At 62.0% G+C, this 17,671-nt stretch carries 2 protein-coding genes and 9 pseudogenes; 3 read left to right on the top strand and 8 right to left on the bottom strand.

Annotated features, from left to right (window positions below; genetic code table 11):
* Positions 1-59 precede the first annotated feature (59 nt).
* A pseudogene (locus PspTeo4_RS06210) lies at positions 60-974 on the bottom strand (site-specific integrase).
* 163 nt (positions 975-1,137) lie between these two features.
* On the opposite strand from PspTeo4_RS06210, the pseudogene PspTeo4_RS06205 reads away from it, so the two are divergent.
* Positions 1,138-1,786, top strand: a pseudogene (locus PspTeo4_RS06205) (DUF1345 domain-containing protein).
* Between the two features lie 81 nt (positions 1,787-1,867).
* Positions 1,868-2,488, top strand: a complete 621-nt coding sequence (locus tag PspTeo4_RS06200; protein ID WP_322362848.1) for an RHS repeat-associated core domain-containing protein — start codon at positions 1,868-1,870, stop codon at positions 2,486-2,488.
* Between the two features lie 333 nt (positions 2,489-2,821).
* Here PspTeo4_RS06200 and PspTeo4_RS06195 read toward each other — a convergent pair.
* Positions 2,822-4,025 (bottom strand): annotated as a pseudogene (locus PspTeo4_RS06195) (pyridoxal phosphate-dependent aminotransferase).
* Between the two features lie 294 nt (positions 4,026-4,319).
* Here PspTeo4_RS06195 and PspTeo4_RS06190 point away from each other — a divergent pair.
* A pseudogene (locus PspTeo4_RS06190) lies at positions 4,320-4,578 on the top strand (DUF1652 domain-containing protein).
* Between the two features lie 515 nt (positions 4,579-5,093).
* Here the strand turns inward: PspTeo4_RS06190 and PspTeo4_RS06185 are convergent.
* The 6 genes and pseudogenes from PspTeo4_RS06185 to PspTeo4_RS06160 all read right to left on the bottom strand — a co-directional run bounded on the left by PspTeo4_RS06185 (position 5,094) and on the right by PspTeo4_RS06160 (position 17,436).
* Positions 5,094-5,900 carry a lipase family protein gene (locus PspTeo4_RS06185; protein ID WP_322362847.1) on the bottom strand — a complete coding sequence of 269 codons (807 nt, stop codon included), beginning with the start codon at positions 5,898-5,900 and terminating at the stop codon, positions 5,094-5,096.
* 125 nt (positions 5,901-6,025) lie between these two features.
* Positions 6,026-8,168 (bottom strand): annotated as a pseudogene (locus PspTeo4_RS06180) (putative bifunctional diguanylate cyclase/phosphodiesterase).
* 303 nt (positions 8,169-8,471) lie between these two features.
* Positions 8,472-9,957, bottom strand: a pseudogene (locus PspTeo4_RS06175) (efflux transporter outer membrane subunit).
* Positions 9,954-13,060 (bottom strand): annotated as a pseudogene (locus tag PspTeo4_RS06170) (efflux RND transporter permease subunit). Before PspTeo4_RS06170 ends, PspTeo4_RS06175 begins: the two co-directional pseudogenes overlap by 4 nt.
* A pseudogene (locus tag PspTeo4_RS06165) lies at positions 13,057-16,154 on the bottom strand (MdtB/MuxB family multidrug efflux RND transporter permease subunit). Before PspTeo4_RS06165 ends, PspTeo4_RS06170 begins: the two co-directional pseudogenes overlap by 4 nt.
* A pseudogene (locus PspTeo4_RS06160) lies at positions 16,151-17,436 on the bottom strand (MdtA/MuxA family multidrug efflux RND transporter periplasmic adaptor subunit). Before PspTeo4_RS06160 ends, PspTeo4_RS06165 begins: the two co-directional pseudogenes overlap by 4 nt.
* Between the last annotated feature and the right edge of the window lie 235 nt (positions 17,437-17,671).

Below are 17,671 nucleotides of genomic sequence, written 5' to 3'. Positions count from 1 at the left end.
AGCCACCGACAATAGGGGAAAAGCAACCGCATGGGAATGCCGGGATGACTGGCGCTTTTTCAGTAATCGAAGCGGTCGACCGCCCGCCGCCGTTCGTTGTCATCGCGCCGGTCATAGCTGGCGGTGGTCTGGATGTTGGCATGGTGCGCAAGCTTCTGGGCAATCGACAGGTCATGCTCTTCGATCACCCGGGTGATGAATGCCCGGCGAAAATCGTGGGGCATGATCTTCACCCCAACCTGGGCGCCCCGCTGACGGGCGATGTAGTAGATCGCATGCTTGGTGATGCGCGCCCGGGTGATGTGATTGCCACGGCGGATACGATTGAACAGGAACGGGTCATCGGACACCCCTGCTGGCAGATCCTGACGACGCAGATCAAGCCAGGCCTGGAGCTTTTCAAAGGCCCAGGCCGGTGCGTACTTGACCAGTTGCTTGTTGCCCTTGCCCACCACCTGCAAGCTGCGTTCGGCAAAATCCACCTGCGCCAGGTCGATGTCCACCGACTCGGACTTGCGCATGCCGGTGCCGTACAACAGCGCGATGATCGCCGCATCACGCACGCCCTGGGGACGCGGGTCGGCCGCGCACACGTCCATCAGTTCGCGGATCAGGCTGCGGCGCAGGTTGCGCCCCGGTGGCAAAACGGCTGCCGCTGTCCGGTTTGACCTCGCGGATGCGCAGCAAGCGCTCGTGGTCGATCAACCCCTGGCGCCAGGCCTCGTTCATCACCCCGCGCACCGCATTGACGTAAAGCGACGAGCTGTTCGGCGCGTAACCGTCGGCGCGCAAGGCGGCCACCAGCGCGATGACGTGGCCGGGCTCGAGCCGGTGCCAGGGTACATCGACGATGTCGCAGTCGACGAAGCCAAGCCGGTCGGCGGCATCCTGAAGAATGTAACGCATGGTCTGTTGGCTGGAGGGGCCAGCCGGGCCAGGTATTGCAGCAACGGGTTTTGCGTGAGGTCGGACAAAACGTGAATCCTGTAGCGAAGCCTGGGGCGGTGTACCGCAACGCCGGGCGTGAAGCGAGTCAATGCCATCACCTTGATATTCAAGGGCTTTGACGGTGGCACGGCCCGTGATGGTACCCCATAGGCTATCGTGGTAGCCATGACTCCCCATCGCCGAGGCCGCATGGCGTTCCATCGACTGACCCGCACCCACCCGCGCCTGAGCATCGCCACCCTTGCAGGGGTTGCCGGTGCCTGGCTGATTCCTGCCGACGACACCGTCCAGCACGTACTGATCGGCTGGAACCTCGGCGTCTGGCTGTACCTGCTGCTGGTACTGTGGCTGACCTGGCGAGCCAGCCCGAGACCGTGCGCCGGGTTGCCCGTATCGAAGACGAGAACGCCGGCCTGGTGCTGTTCACCGTCTGCATCGCGGCCATCGCCAGCCTGGCTGCGGTGACCCTGCAGCTGGTTTCCAGCCGCGGGCTGCACGGCAGCGACCTGGCCCTGCACTACCTCTACACCGGGCTGACTGTTGCTGGCTCCTGGCTGATGATCGGCTGCATCTTCAGCCTGCACTACGCGCTCGCCTGTTCTACACCGCCAAGGGAAAAGAGCCGCCACTGCGCTTCGCGGACGATGAACGCAACCCGGATTACTGGGATTTCCACTACTTCTCGTTCACTCTCAATGTGGCGGTACAAACGTCGGATGTCGGTGTCGCTGGCCGGGCGTTGCGACGGGTGGTGCTGGCACATTCATTGGTAGGTTTCGTGTTCAATACGGCTATTTTGGGCTTCACGATCAACATTGCCGCCGGGTTGCTGGGCTGATACACCTGATATATTTGACAGTAGGCCACGACCTTTCCGCTCAGAGATAATCAACCGGGTCAATCCCGCGAAGGTGTCTCCATGCAACTCGTAAACGCTAGAAAATCAGAAAGTCTGGTTTACTATCAAAATAATCGCCCAGTAACAGCATTAAGCGAAAGAAAGAATCGGTTCATCTGGGCAGGCGCCATCACCATAGCTCAGACGCATGAAGGGGCATTCATCAATCTCCTTTATCGGTCTGACCAGGCCAATACAATCCTGGGGACTGCCAACGCCATTTCACCAGCGCGTTATTTACCTTATGGCTTTAATAAGTCAGGCACTATCAATTCCGCACTTGGATTCACTGGGCAAATGCTTGATCTGTGTACACAATCCTACCCGCTGGGTAATGGGCGAAGATTCTACAATCCAGGGTTAATGCGTTTCTTCCAACCGGATGCACTGTCTCCCTTTGGAAAAGGCGGCTGTAATGGCTATGCATACTGCCATGGCGACCCAGTCAACTATCAAGACCCATCAGGACAGAGCAGAAAGCTTTCTGCAGCGCAGAGGCGCCCCCGGACGCTCTCGCTAAAAGTGGTGCAGCAAACGCTACTCGCCTCGCTAAACGAAATCATCCTGCTCTTTCCAATCGCGGAAGACGAAATAACCAAGCCCCGCCAATGCCCGCCAGCAGGCTCGACAACACAGAGATGATAACCCAGCAGGGCAACACAACGAGCAACTTCAGCAACTGGCTGTACCTTTAAATAACCAAGCGCCTCCATTTCTCCCGCCACAACCGAACACCGAGCAAGCCATGAATGTGCTTGACCCAATATCTTCATTTTCACTCATTGGCCTAGTACTTGGAGCACAAGTGTATACGTTCCGCCATGCCTATTACACTGACGTCCTCCCCGACCTTTTCGCACTAATCCAAAGGTGGTCTCAAAACTCACCATTCCATAATTTCCAAAGTCCTCCTGCTTCAGCAACCTGGGTGGATTGGCTACGCGGCAGTTGAACGCTTCAGTGGAAGGTTCGGTGTTACACCCAGTGATTCTCAGATTCAGCCTTCAAACGGCGATGTTCAACCAGTAAGCGGTGGACACAGGCGGAAATCCGCTGGCAAACCCCTCCAGACGCTCGGCCTCAAGCACCAGCCCCATGCGCACATGCCCCGCCGCACTGGGGCCAAAGGCGTCCCCGGCAACAGCGACACACCTTCCTCCAGCAGCAAGCGCTGGGCAAACGCCTGGGCACTGAGCCCGGTTCCACGGATATCGAGCATGACGAACATGCCACCGGCCGGACGATGAACCCGTATGCCCGGGCAATCGGCCAAGGCCACGCACACCCGGTCACGGCGCAGCCGGTACGCCTCGCGCATCTGCCGCACGGCGGGCAAGTCTTGCTCCAGCGCGACACAGGCCGCCTGCATGACGAACTCCGGCAAGCCGAACAGCATGGCCATGGCCAGGTTGGCCAAGTGCGCCGCGAGCTGAAGCGGCCCGACCACCCAGCCGATCCGCCAGCCACTCATGGCATGGGACTTGGACAAACTGTCGATGATCACGCAGCGCTCGGCCATGCCCGGCAGGCTGGCCGGGTCGACCGCCTCGCCTTCGAACAGCAGCCCGCTGTAGACCTGGTCACACACCAGCCACAGATCATGTTCACGGCAGACATGCGCAAGCTGCGCCATGTCCTGCGCCGAGATGGCGGCGCCGGTTGGGTTGTGCGGGGTGTTGAGCATCAAGCCGCGAGTACGGGGCGTGACGGCCCGGGCCACGGCCAATGGATCGAGCCGAAATCCCAGCTCGGGGCTTACCGACACCGGCACCGGCACGGCGCCACACGCGGCAAGCACGGCGTGATAAGTGACGTACATGGGTTCGGCGACGATCACCTCGTCACCAGCCTCGAACAGGCATTGGGCAACGGCATACAAGGCACATTGCGCGCCCGCCAGCACCACCACCTGGTCCGCCGTCACCTGCGGGCCGCTGCGCCGGGCAATGGCCTGGCGCAGTGCCAGGCTGCCACGCACGTCACTGTAATGGGTTTCGCCTCGGCGCAGGCTGCTCACCGCCGCTTCGACAATAGGTTTGGGCGTGTCGAAATCAGGATCGCCCACCGACAGCAGGAAGATTTCGCGACCCTCCCGCCGCAACGCTTGAGCCTGATAGTGGATATCCCAGGCAGCGGCGGCGTCGCCGGCGATGCGTTGCGTGAGCGTGGAATAGCGCATGACTGTCTCCTGTCTGCCCAGCTCGCACCGCTTGTCCGAAAACACTGTGCGCCGACTGTGGTTAAACATAGCAGAGGCCATCACGCAACTGGCGGCCGGCCTTGGAGGAAAACGTTTGCCTGAACTTTTTTGTCAAATGGCACGTATGACACATCTGTGACCGCCGTCATGCATTCATGCATTTGTCTTGAATGGCACGGGACAATGGCGGTCCAGGTGCTATGTTTAGGTTCCCGGTTACCGCACACGCAGCCACTCGATCACCGCGCCCAGGAGTGGGCCAAGGAGGCTGGCATGAACAAGATGACGTTCCCCAACGCCTGCCAGGTGATGCGTTGGCATTTCCACCGCTGGGCTTCGAAGCCAGCATGGATGCGCCGCGCAGCATGGTCGCCCGCCTGTTCGACCGCGCCACGGGCAAACCCTGCTCGCCATCGCCGGCATCCCGTGTGCGGCCATCATGGCGGCCTCGGACGTTGAGCGAATCATCGAAGCCGTCGAGGCCGAGATGGAGGCTTTCGTGCCTTTCTGTTCGACGCAGCAGGCAGGTTAGAACTTGGCTGTATCAACCTGCATCACATCCTATTGCCATTTTACGAGGATGCCTGGCATTGGCTCGGCACTCGCTTGGCGAAGCGCATCTCAAGCCAATCGATCATATTACTGATATCGGTCTTGAAAATGCCGAAATGATCGCCCAACACGGCCTCGTCTGCTGACGCAACATGCGAATACTCCTGGTAACACACGGCGCGGTCATGGAGCGTATTGGCATTCGTGAGTTCCAGCTCGCCTTCACGAGTGCCCTCGTGTTTACCGCAGTCACCCGCTCGTCATGAGCCGCCTGTGAAATTCGAATCGGCACAGCAATCGATAAATCCGGGTGCATGGCAGCAAGTGACTCATTCAGTTCCGTCATATCCAGCTGCCTGAACAGTTCGGCTCCTTCGGCTGTCCACTGTGAGTTACTGAGTTCTGTCCGGCACAGCGAGTCCGCCGTCTCATTGAATAATCGCGAACCCGCTGGTGTATACACTTTCGTCAAATCCAGCCCAGGCACGTCGCGCCTTACACCATGAGTGGCAAGTACCAGAAAGGGCAGAGCTGCTCGTGCCTTGTCGTTGGAAGATGCCAGACCCGGTAGCCAGCGCAGATCCAACAACCTGGAAGCGGGCGCAATGGCGGCAACCCCCACCAGATCAAGTTCGGGTGCCCAGCGCTCGTGATGATGCCCGGCAAACAACGCCGCCTGCCCCCTTGAGAGTGGCCAACAACTGCGAAGCTGCGAGAAAATAAAGGTGCCCGCCCCTTGATGACTGGTAGCTGGCGCGCCGTTCGAACTGCGTCGAGCACCGAGCGCGCCTGCGAAGCACCATTGAGGAAAGGGTGAGGGCCTTCGGTCCCCAAGCCTTCATAGTCCGTCATCACCACTGCCCAACCGTTGTCCAAAAAAGCATTCAACATGACATGCGGCGAACGATTGATGACTTTGTGCAGGCGCAGAGCGGGTGTATCGGCAATTAAATGGTTGTCCATCGACGGTGCGCACTTGTCTGCACTTCCAACAGTACCGTGCGCCCAACTCACGATCGGCCATCCCCCGGCAGGCTTCTTCCCTTTTGGCAGGGCTATTACAGCCGATACCGCCACCGGCGAGTTGGTAGCGTCATTTTTGGCAGATTTATAAATAGCCAGGAAGTTTTGACTGGCCTGCTCCAAGCCGGCTGGTGGGTCGATTTCTTTATACTTGATGAGCTGGCCATGTTTGCCCAGTCTCAACGTTTCGGCGCTGACGTAATAGTAAGGGTCGAGCGTTGCCCCATTGCCTGATATTGGAGCCCGCCTATCCTCTGACGCAGAGATTAATGTGCTCATAAGAAAGCAACACGAAACGACTATAGCTTTGCTACCCATCTGGATACTCCCATTGCGAAACGCCATGCAACCATGGACTGAATCTAATGGGCTCAAGTAAGACAGGGCGGCCTTGGCCAGTTAAGTCAGCATTGTTTCCAGAGCAGCCAAAGCATCCCAGACCGCAGCCGGATCATACTAGTTAGTAGCCCCTCTGAGGCACGGATCTCTGTACCAAGTGCCGCCATGAACTGCTCACCCGGCACAGGCTGCCCCAACAGATACCCCTGCAACGAATCGCAGCCCAGGCGTGTCAGGAAAGCCTGCTGACGGTCGGTTTCAACACCTTCGGCGACAATCCGCAAGCCCAGGGCCTGACCCAGCGCGACGATTGCCGAAACGATCGCCGCGTCGTCGCTGTCCTGTTCCAGGTCGCGCACGAAACCTCGGTCGATCTTCAGTTCGTTGGCTGGCAGGCGCTTGAGGTACATCAGGCTGGAATAGCCGGTACCGAAATCATCGATGGACAGATCCACCCCCATATCGGACAGACGCTGCAGCACCGTGAGGCTGGCATCGGCGTCATGCATGGCGGTGGTTTCGGTGATTTCCAGGGTCAACCGGTTGGCCGGCAGGTTGTTTTCGCGCAAGGCGCGGGCAACGCTGTCGACCAGACCGGCATGGCAGAACTGAATAGCCGAAAGGTTGACCGCGATGCGCCAGTCCTCGTGCCCTTGCATCATCCAGGCACGCATCTGTCGGCAGGCTTCATGCAACACCCACTCGCCAATGGGAATGATCAAACCGGTTTTTTCCGCCAAGCCAATGAAGCGGTCCGGCAGCAGCAGCCCATGCTGCGGGTGCTCCCAGCGCAACAAGGCCTCCGCACCAATGGGGCGGCAAGCCTGGGCGTCGAACTTGGGCTGGTAGTGCAGGCGGAACTGGCGTTGCTCAAGGGCCATTCGCAGGTCCTGAAGCAATTGCAGTTGCTGGCGGGCATTGCTGTTCATCGACACGTCGAAGAAGCTGTAGCCATTCTTGCCCGCGCTCTTGGCGTGATACATAGCGGCGTCGGCATTGCGCAGCAGTTCGTGCTGGTCCTGGCCGTTGCCGGGGTAAAGGACGATTCCCAGGCTTGCCGACAATTGCAGGTCGTGCTCGGCAACACGGAAGGGACGCGACATCAGGTTGACCTGCTTGACCGCCACGCCCATCGCATCGTCTGGCTCTTGCAACTCCACCAGCAGCACGAACTCGTCGCCGCCAATGCGTGCCAGGGTGTCCTGGCTGTGCAGATGGCCACGCAGTCGCGTCGCCACTTCCTTGAGCAACTGATCGCCCACATGGTGACCGAAGGCGTCATTGACGGGTTTGAAGCCGTCAAGGTCGATGAACATCAGCGCAAAACAACCACCCTGCTCTGCCACCTTGCTGATGGCCTGCTCGATACGGTCGGAAAGCAGCGTTCGGTTTGGCAGGCCAGTCAGGGTGTCGTGCAAGGCCAGCTGAATCAGTTCCTGGTTGGCCAGCGTCAATGACTGGGCAAGCTCGGCGGTGCGCGCCTCAAGACGGGCATCGAGCACCGACGTGAGCAAGGCCACCGACAGCACCGCCAGCGTGGTGATCAGCACCAGGTAGACCAGGCCATCGCCCTTGAGGCCCTCGGCCAGCGCACCGCAGTAACTGCCATCGGGGAAGTTCGCGGCGGCCATGCCGGTGTAATGCATGCCAACGATGGCAAAGCCCATGATGATCGCCGCCAGGCCACGCACGTGCCGGACATACGGCGTGTGCTGGCGAAGCCTGAAGGCAATCCACAAGGCCGCCGCCGACGCGCTCACGGCAATGATCAGGGACGCGCCGAACAGCGTGGGGTCGTAATCGATGCCTGGGAGCATGCGCAGCGCCGCCCATGCCGGTGTAGTGCATGCAGCTGATGCCTGCGCCCATGATCAATGCGCCGAACCCCAGCTGCGGCCATGGCAGGCTCGGCTGGCTGACCAGCCACAGGGCAAATGCGGAGGACAGTACTGCGATCAACAGTGAGAAGGCGGTGAGGCCGAAGTCATAACCCAGCTGGATGGGCAGGCTGAACGCCAACATGCCGATGAAATGCATCGACCAGATGCCGATACCCATGGCCAGCGCCCCGCCGGCTATCCACAGTTGGACTGCCCGCCCCTTCGCAGTGGCGATGCGTCCGGTGAGGTCAAGGGCGGTGTAGGACGCCAGAATCGCCACGCACAGCGAAATCAGCACCAGCGAGGAGGAGTAGCTACCGGTCAGCATTGGGAGTTCCAGCATCGGGACGAATGTCCCGAAAAACTGAGAATTGTACTCAAGCGTTGGCGAAACGCACGGGGTTTTTGAGCGTGAGAATGGATCCAAAATCCGCGGTGCATTCATCGCCGGCAAGCCGGCTCCCACATGGACCGCACCGCTCTCAAGATCATTGCAGTACCTGTAGGAGCCGGCTTGCCGGCGATGGGGCCGGTACAGCCAACACAAGCCAGTATCCCCCACATGGACCGCACCGCTCTCAAGATCCCTGCAATATCTGTGGGAGCCGGCTTGCCGGCGATGGGGTCTCTGTCACTCCTGCTGGGCGAACGCCTCATCGGCATTCCAGCCGCCGCCCAGCGCGGCAATCAACTGCACACTCGCCACCAACCGCCCCTGCAGCAAGTTGAGTACGCTGCGCTCGTTGCTCAACGCCGTGGTCTGCACGTTGACCACGTCCAGGTAACCGATCAGCCCGGCGCGGTACTGGTTCTCGGTCAGGCGCAGCGACTCCCGCGCGGCATCCAGTGCCTCCTGGCGCACCACCGCTTCGTCGGCGTACACCTTGAGCTGTACCAGGTAGTTCTCGACCTCCTTGAAGCCATCGAGCACGGTCTGCCGATACTGCGCCACGGTCTGGTCGTACACGGCCACGGTGCGGTCCACTTCGGCGCTGCGCTTGCCAGCATCGAACAGGGTCATGGCCAGCGATGGCCCTACCGACCAGTAGCGGTTGGGCAGCTCGATCCAGTTGCTGAAGCTGCTGCTGGAGTAGCCACCGCTCATGCTCAAGGACAGGTCGGGGAAGTACGCCGCGCGGGACACGCCGATATTGGCGTTGGCCGCCATCACATTGCGCTCGGCCGAAGCGATGTCTGGGCGGCGCTCCAGCAATTGCGAGGGCAGCGATACCGGAATGTCCGGCAGTGACGGAATCGACTTGCTGTCCGCCAGACTGAATTCGGCCGGGGCCTTGCCCATCAGCACCGCGATGGCGTTCTCGAATTGGGCGCGCTGCCAGGCCAGGTCGATCAGGTCGGCCTGGGTACTCTTGAGCTGGGTACGGGCCTGGGCCACCGCATCGGGGCCGGCCACGCCAGCGCGGTACTGGTTTTCGTTCATCCGCAACGACCGCTCATAGGCGGCCACCGTGGCTTCCAGCAGACGTTTCTGCTCGTCGATGACCCGCAGTTGCAGATAGTTCTGCACCAGTTCCGATTGCTGGCTCAGGCGGATCGCCGCCAAGTCGGCAAGACTGGCTTCAGCGCTGGCCTCGTTGGCATTGAGGGTTTCCCGCAGCTTGCCCCACAGGTCGATCTCCCAGCTCACCCCGAGCTGCGCATTGTAGGTGTTGCGGATGCCGCTGCTGTTGTTGGACAGGCTCGAACTGCTGCTGCCGGTACCTTGCGCCGAGCGGTTCTTGCTGGTGCTCAGGTCAAGGCTTGGGAACAGCGAAGCACGGCTGCTACGAACCAGGGCCTGGGCCTGGCGGTACTGGGCTGCGGACTGGGCGACAGTCTGGTTGCTGCGGTTGAGTTCCTCGACCAGCGCGTTAAGCCCAGCATCGCCATAAATTTCCCACCATGCCCCGCGGGCGATGGCATCGGACGGCTTGGCCTGGGTCCAACCTTCTGCCTGTTTGAACTGGGCGGGGTGCTCAGCTCAGGGCGGTGGTAGTCGGGGCTCAAGGTACAGGCACTGAGCAGCACCGCGCACAACCCCGCGCCAACCAGGCGTGAGCCCGCCCACGGGTCAGCAATTGCAGGGCACTGTGAAGGGGTGTCTGGGCAAAGTTCATAGCGGGGTTTCCAGGGCGGCGTCGGTGCGCACGCCGCGCCAACGGTTGAAACGGTGACGCAGGCGGTCGAGGTACAGGTAGACCACCGGCGTCGTGTAAAGGGTCAGGACCTGGCTGAATACCAGGCCACCGATGATGGTCAGGCCCAGGGGCTGGCGCATTTCGGCGCCTTCAGCGCGGCTGAGCAGCAGCGGCAAAGCCCCCAGGATGGCCGCCAGAGTGGTCATCAGGATCGGCCGCAGACGCAGCAGGCAGGCACGGCGAATGGACTCTTCCGGCGTTAGGCCCTGGTTGCGCTCAAGTTGCAAGGCCAGGTCGATCATCAGGATGGCGTTCTTCTTCACCACCCCGATCAGCAGGAACAACCCCAGCAGCGAGATCAGGCTGAACTCGCCGCCGGTGGCGTACAGCGCCAGCAAGGCACCTACGCCGGCCGAGGGCAAGGTCGAGAGAATGGTCAGCGGGTGAATGTAACTTTCATACAGAATGCCCAGCACCAGGTACACCAGCACCAGAGCGCCGAGGATCATCAGCGGTTGGCCTTCCTGAGTCTTGGCAAAGGCATCGGCGGTACCGCCGAGCTTGGCGATCACCTCTTCGGGCAGGCCGACCTTGGCCACCGCCCGCTCCACCGCGCTCATGGCCTGGTCGGGGCTGTAGCCTTCGGCGACGTCGAAGGCGATGTCTTCAGAGGCGAACTGCCCCTCATGGCTGACCCGGTCGTTGGCCAGGCTGTTCTCGTACCGGGCAATGGTCGACAGCGGTACCGGGCACCATCGGTGGTAATGACCTGTACCTGCTCCAGCGTGGTCGGGTCCCAGGCGTATTTCGGGTTGATCTCCAGCACCACCTGGTACTGGTTGAGGCTGTCGTAGATGGTCGAGATCTGCCGCTGGCTGTAGGCGTTGTTGAGCACCGTGGTAATCATGTCCATATCGATACCCAGGCGCTTGGCCTGGTCACGGTCGACCACCAGGGTCACCTGCTGGGTGCCCGAGCCGTCGCGGGCGTCGATGGCGGTCAGTTCTGGCAGTGCACGCATGGCTGCGACGACTTTCGGGAACCATGCGCGCAGCGCCGCCAGGTCTCCGCTCTGCAAGGTGTAGAGGTACTGCGACGACGTCTGGTCGCGGCCACCGCCGCCCAACTGCAGGTCCTGGTCAGCCATCAGGTACAGCCGGCCACCCGGCACCTTGGGCATTTCCTTGCGCAAACGCTCGATCACCCGCTGGGCATTGAGCTTGCGTTCGCTGATCGGCTTCAGGCGCACCAGCACCATGGCATTGTTGGTACCGCTGTTGCCGCCGATGAACCCGGCAACGCTCTGTACCGCGGGGTCGGCCAGCAAGGCGCGCCGGTAGATCTCCATCTTCGGCTGCATCACGCTGAACGACAGGCCGTCGTCACCGCGGATGAAGCCCATCAGCTGGCCTGTATCCTGCTGCGGCATGAGGGTCTTGGGCACCACCACATACAGGGCGATGTTGACGCCGATGGTCACCAGCAGGCTGATCAGGGTCAGGCGCTTGTGACGCAGCGCCCAGCCCAGGCTGCGATCATAGACATTGACCATGCGCTGGTGGAGTTGATCGCTCCAGCCTTGCAGACGGGTCTTTTCGCTGTGCTGCGCCTTGAGCCAGCGGGCGCAGAGCATCGGAGTCAAGGTCAGCGAAACCACCAGCGAGACGATGATCGCCGCCGCCAACGTGACCGAGAACTCCAGGAACAGGTTACGCACGATGCCGCCCATGAACAGGATCGAGACGAACACCGCCACCAGCGAGACGTTCATCGACAGCAAGGTGAAGCCCACTTCCTTGGCGCCCAGGAACGCGGCGCGCATCGGCGACTCACCCTCCTCGATATGCCGGGAGATGTTCTCCAGCACCACGATGGCGTCGTCCACCACCAGGCCGGTGGCCAGAATCAGCGCCATCAACGACAGGTTGTTGAGTGAGAACCCGCACAGGTACATGACCGCGAAGGTGCCCACCAGCGACACCGGCACCGCCAGGGTCGGAATCAGCGAAGCGCGCAGGCTGCCGAGGAACAGGTAGACCACCAGGATCACCAGCACCACGGCAATCAGCAAGGTGTGCTCGGCCTCCTTGAGGGTGGCCTTGATCACCGGCGAACGGTCCATGGCCACGTTCAGCTTGACGCTGGCTGGCAGCAGCGACTCCAGGGCCGGCAGTTGCGCCTTGATCTGGTCGACGGTTTCGATGATGTTGGCGCCGGTCTGGCGGTTGACCACCAGCAGCACCGCGCTCTGGTCGTTGAAGAAGCCACTGTTGTAGCGGTTCTCCACACCATCGGTGATGGTTGCCACGTCGGACAGGCGCAGAATGGTGCCATTCTGTTGCCGGACCACGATCGGCTCATAATCCGCGGCCTTTTCCAGCTGGTCGTTGGCCCGCACCTGCCAGTTGCGTTCGGCATCCTCGACGAAGCCCATGGGTCGGCGCTGGTTGGCATTGGCCACTGCCGTGCGCACTTCGTCCAACGACAGGCTGTACTGGTTGAGCAGTTGCGGCTCCACCGCGATGCGCACGGCCGGCAACGAACTGCCGCCGATCTGCACCTCACCTACCCCGCTCACCTGCGCCAGGCTCTGCGACAGGATGGTGTCGGCCAGGTCATACAGCTGGCCTTTCTGCAGCACATCCGAGGTCAGCGACAGCACCATGATCGGCGCTTGCGACGGGTTGATCTTCTTGTAGGTGGGCATGCTGCGCATGCCACTGGGCAACAGGTTGCGGGTGGCGTTGATCGCCGCCTGCACTTCGCGCGCCGCGCCATCGATGTCGCGGCCCTGCTCGAAGCCGATGATCACCCGGGTCGAGCCCTGGTTCGAACTACTGGTGAGCGTGGTGACGCCGGCGATGGTGCCCAGCTTGCGCTCCAGCGGCGTGGCGACGGTAGCCGCCATGACCTCGGGGCTGGCACCGGACAGGTTGGCCTGCACCACGATGACCGGGAAGTCCATCTGTGGCAGTGGCGATACCGGCAGCAGGCCGAAGCTGACGCCACCGAGCAGCATGATCGCCAGGCTCAGCAGCATGGTCGCCACCGGCCGGCGAATGAAAGGTCCGGACAGATTCATGCCTCGACCTGCTTCGCGTCAGTGGCCGGGCGCCAGCGGCGTGCCAGGCGGTCGAAGTACAGGTAGATGACCGGCGTGGTGAACAGCGTCAGCACCTGGCTGACCAGCAGGCCGCCAACCATCACCAGGCCCAGGGCTGGCGCAATTCGGCGCCGGAGCCGGTCGCAAGCATCAAGGGTACGGCACCGAACAGCGCCGCCAGGGTGGTCATCAGGATCGGCCGGAAGCGCAGCAGCGCCGCCTGGTAGATCGCGTCACGCGGCGCCATGCCCTGGTTGCGTTCGGCTTCAAGGGCGAAGTCGATCATCATGATCGCGTTCTTCTTGACGATACCGATGAGCAGGATGATGCCGATGATGGCGATCATCCCTAGGTCGTTGCCGCTGAGGATCAGCGCCAGCAAGGCCCCTACGGCCGCCGACGGCAGGGTCGATAGGATGGTCACCGGGTGAATATAGCTCTCGTAGAGCACGCCCAGCACGATGTACATGGTCACCACGGCGGCCAGAATCAGCAGCAAGGTGCTCGACAGCGAGGCCTGGAACGCTTCGGCAGCGCCCTGGAAGCGGGTCTGCACGCCAATCGGCATGCCGATTTCCTGCTGCACCTGCTCGATCACCTTCACCGCCTCGCCCAGGGACGCGCCGTGGGCCAGGTTGAACGACATCATCACCGCCGGGAACTGGCCAATGTGCGAAATCGCCAGCTGGGCCTGGCGCTGCTCGATGCGCGCCAGTGCCGACAGCCGCACCTGGCCGCCGTCGGTGGCGAGCTTGACGTGGATCGACTCCAGCGCCTGCGGGCCGATGCTGGCCGCAGTCTGGGACTGCAGCACCACGCGGTACTGGCTGGCCTGGGTGTAGATGGTCGAGATCTGCCGTTGGCCGAAGGCGTCGTACAAGGCATTGGTTATTTGCGACACGTTGATGCCAAGACGGCTGGCCATGTCGCGGTCGATCACCAGGTATACCTGCAGGCCCTTGTCCTGCAGGTCGCTGGCCACGTCCTGCAGTTCTGGACGCTGCTGCAGGGCCTGGACCAGCTTGCCGCTCCACTGCGCCAGCAGCTCGGCGTCGGGCGAGGACAGGCTGAACTGGTACTGGGTGCGGCTGACCCGGTCTTCGATGCTCAGGTCCTGCACCGGCTGCATGAACAGGCGAATACCCACCAGCTTGTCGAGCTGAGGCTGCAGGCGGCTGATGACCTCGGCGGCAGTGACATCACGTTCGCCGTGAGGTTTCAGGTTGATCAGCAAGCGGCCGCTGTTGAGCGTGGCGTTGTCGCCGTCCACACCAATGTAGGACGACAGGCTCTGCACCGCTGGGTCTTGCAGGATCACCTTGCTCAGGGCCTGCTGGCGTTCGCTCATGGCGGCGAACGACGTCGATTGCGGCGCCTCGGAAATACCCTGATCACCCCGGTGTCCTGGGCTGGGAAGAAGCCCTTGGGCACGGCCAGGTACAGCACCACCGTCAGCGCAAGACTGGCCACGGCCACCAGCAGGGTCAGTGGCTGGTGCTTGAGCACCCACTGCAGACCACGACCATAGTGCTCGATCAGCCAGTCGATCCAGGCACCGCTGGCACGGTAGAAGCGCCCTGCTCTTCTTCCTTGGGTTCGCGCTTGAGCAGACGCGCGCACATCATCGGGGTCAGGGTCAGCGACACCACCAGCGATATCAGAATGGCCACCGCCAGGGTGATGGCGAACTCGCGGAACAGTCGGCCGACCACATCGGCCATGAACAGCAGCGGAATCAGCACCGCGATCAACGAGAAGGTCAGGGAGATCAGGGTGAAGCCGATCTGCCGAGCGCCCTTGAGCGCCGCCTGCATGGGCGTTTCGCCTTCTTCGATATGCCGGGAGATGTTCTCCAGCATGACGATGGCATCGTCCACCACGAAACCGGTGGCGATGGTCAGGGCCATCAGGGTCAGGTTGTTGATCGAGAAACCGGCCAGGTACATGACGCCGAAGGTGCCGATCAGCGACAGCGGCACGGCGATCGACGGAATGATGGTTGCACTGACGCGACGCAGGAACACGAACGTGACCATCACCACCAGAACGATGGCGATCAGCAGCTCATGCTGCACGTCCTTGACCGCTGCACGGATGGTCTGGGTGCGGTCGGTCAGCACCGAAACGTCCAGGCCAGCGGGCAGGTTGTCGGTGATCGATGGCAGCATCTGCTTGATCCGGTCGACCACTTCGATGACGTTGGCGCCCGGCTGGCGCTGGATGTTCAGCAGCACGGCCTGGTTCTCGTTGGCCCAGGCGGCCAGGCGCTCGTTCTCGGCGCCATCGACGATCTCGGCGACGTCCTTCAGACGCAGGGGCGCACCGTTGTTGTAGGCCAGGATGAGGTTGGCGTACTCCTCGGGCGAACGCAGCTGGTCGTTGGCGTCGAGCATCGATACCCGGGTCGGGCCATCGAAGTTGCCCTTGGGCTGGTTGACGTTGGAGGCGCCGATCAGGGTACGCACGTCTTCGAGGTTCAGGCCGTTGGCGGCCAGAGCGTCGACATTGACCTTGATGCGCACCGCCTGGCGCTGGCCACCGGCGATGCTGACCATGCCCACGCCGCTGATCTGGGCGATTTTCTGCGCCACGCGGGTGTCGACCAGGTCGTTGAGCTTGGGCAACGGCATGGTCTTGGAAGAGATGGCCAGGGTCAGCACCGGGGTATCGGCGGGGTTGACCTTGTTGTACACCGGCGGTGCCGGCAGGTCGCTGGGCAGCAAGTTGTTGGCGGCGTTGATCGCGGCCTGCACCTGTTGCTCGGCGACGTCCATGTTCATGTCCAGGCTGAAGCGCAAGGTCAGCACCGAAGCGCCGCCGGAACTGGTCGAGGCCATCTGGGTAAGGCCCGGCATCTGGCCGAACTGGCGCTCCAGCGGAGCGGTGACGGCACTGGTCATGACCTGGGGCTGGCACCGGGGTACAGGGTCATGACCCGAATGGTCGGGTAATCAACCTGGGGCAACGCCGAGACCGGCAGCAATTTGTAGGCAATCAGGCCGGCCAGAACAATGGCCAGCATGCTCAGCGTGGTTGCGACCGGGCGCAGGATGAACAGGCGCGAGAGGTTCATGCGCCCGCCTTGCCTGCTTCACCCGCCTGGGCCGAGCCTTTGGCATCCTGGCCCTGCAGGTGCTGGCCAGGGGTGGTGGGGACCTGCGAGCTGTCTTCCACCACGTCCACCTTGGTGCCTTCGCGCAGGCGGTCGGTGCCTTCGAGCACCAGCCGGTCACCCGCGGCCAGGCCCTCGAGGATCACGCTGTGCTCGCCGTCGCTGGCGCCCACCTTGAGTTTGCGGATATTGACCTTGTTCTCGGCGTTGACGACGTAGGCAAAGGTGCCGTCGTTGCCGAACTGGATGGCCGCGGCCGGCGCCAGCACCACCTGCTTGAGGGTGTCGGCCAGCAGGCGCACGTTGACGAACTGGTTGGGGAACAGGGCTTGGTCCTTGTTCTCGAAACGGCCCTTGAACTTCAGGGTGCCGGTGGTGGTGTCGATCTGGTTGTCCAGGCTGCCCAGCACACCGGTGGATTGCAATTTGCTGTCGCTACGGTCCCAGGCCTCGACCGGCAGGCTGGCGCCACTGCGGTAACGCTCGAGCACCGTGCTCAGCTCGGTTTCCGGCAAGGTGAAAGCGACGCTGATCGGCTCGGTCTGGGTGATGACCACCAGGGCGGTGGTGTCGTTGGCGGCGACCAGGTTGCCCAAGTCAAGCTGGCGCAGGCCGACGCGGCCGCTGATCGGCGCACGGATCTGGGTGAAATCGAGGTTCAGACGGGCATCGTTGACCTGCGCCTGGTTGGTCTTCACCAACCCCTGGAATTGCGCAACCTGGGCTTCAGCGGTGTCCAGGGTCTGCTTGGCGATGCTGTCTTCGGCGTACAACCCTTTGTAACGGGCAAGATCGACCTGGGCGTTCTTCAACTGCGCCTGGTTCTGCGCCAGGGTTCCCTCGGCTTGCTGCAGGGCGATGCGGTAGCTGCGCGGGTCGATTTCGGCGAGCAGGTCGCCGACCTTGACCTGTTGGCCTTCCTTGAAGTGGATCTTCACCAGTTCCCCGCCACCCGGCTACGCACATTGACCGTGTTGGTCGCGGTGACCGTGCCCAGGGCCTTGTAGTAGAGCGGGAAATCGCCAACCCGCACCGGCTCGACACGCACCGGCACCGGGTCGGTGGAAGCACCGAAACCAGGGCGCCCGCCCATGCCCATGCCCTTGCCGCCGCGCCGCGCCGCTGGCTTCTTTGTGCGCAGGCGTCGCTGCGGGCCACAGCCACCAGGCCAGTGCAGCCACCAGCAGCAGGATCAGCAGGCCGACAGCCAGCGACGGGGAGAACGGGAGACGGAAGCTTGCATGGGTTGAACGAACCTTGTTCAGAAAAGGACGGCTTGGAGAGTTTGAACGATAAGCACTGGCATCGTTTTAGCAAAGGCCCTTTACCAGAGGTTTACCTTTGGCTGACGTTGCCAAGATGCTGAACTTTAAATGAAAACGGCCCGGAACGTGTTCCGGGCGTTTTCAAGGTGTTGCTTGGAGCGGAGGCAGGCTGGGGAGTTCCGCTATCAGTGCCGGCGATAGGGCCAGCACGGG

Origin of the sequence: Pseudomonas sp. Teo4, assembly GCF_034387475.1 — a bacterium.
Taxonomy (GTDB): Bacteria; Pseudomonadota; Gammaproteobacteria; order Pseudomonadales; family Pseudomonadaceae; genus Aquipseudomonas.
Note: the sequence above shows the minus strand (reverse complement) of the source record. Positions and strands in the feature narration are given on the sequence as shown.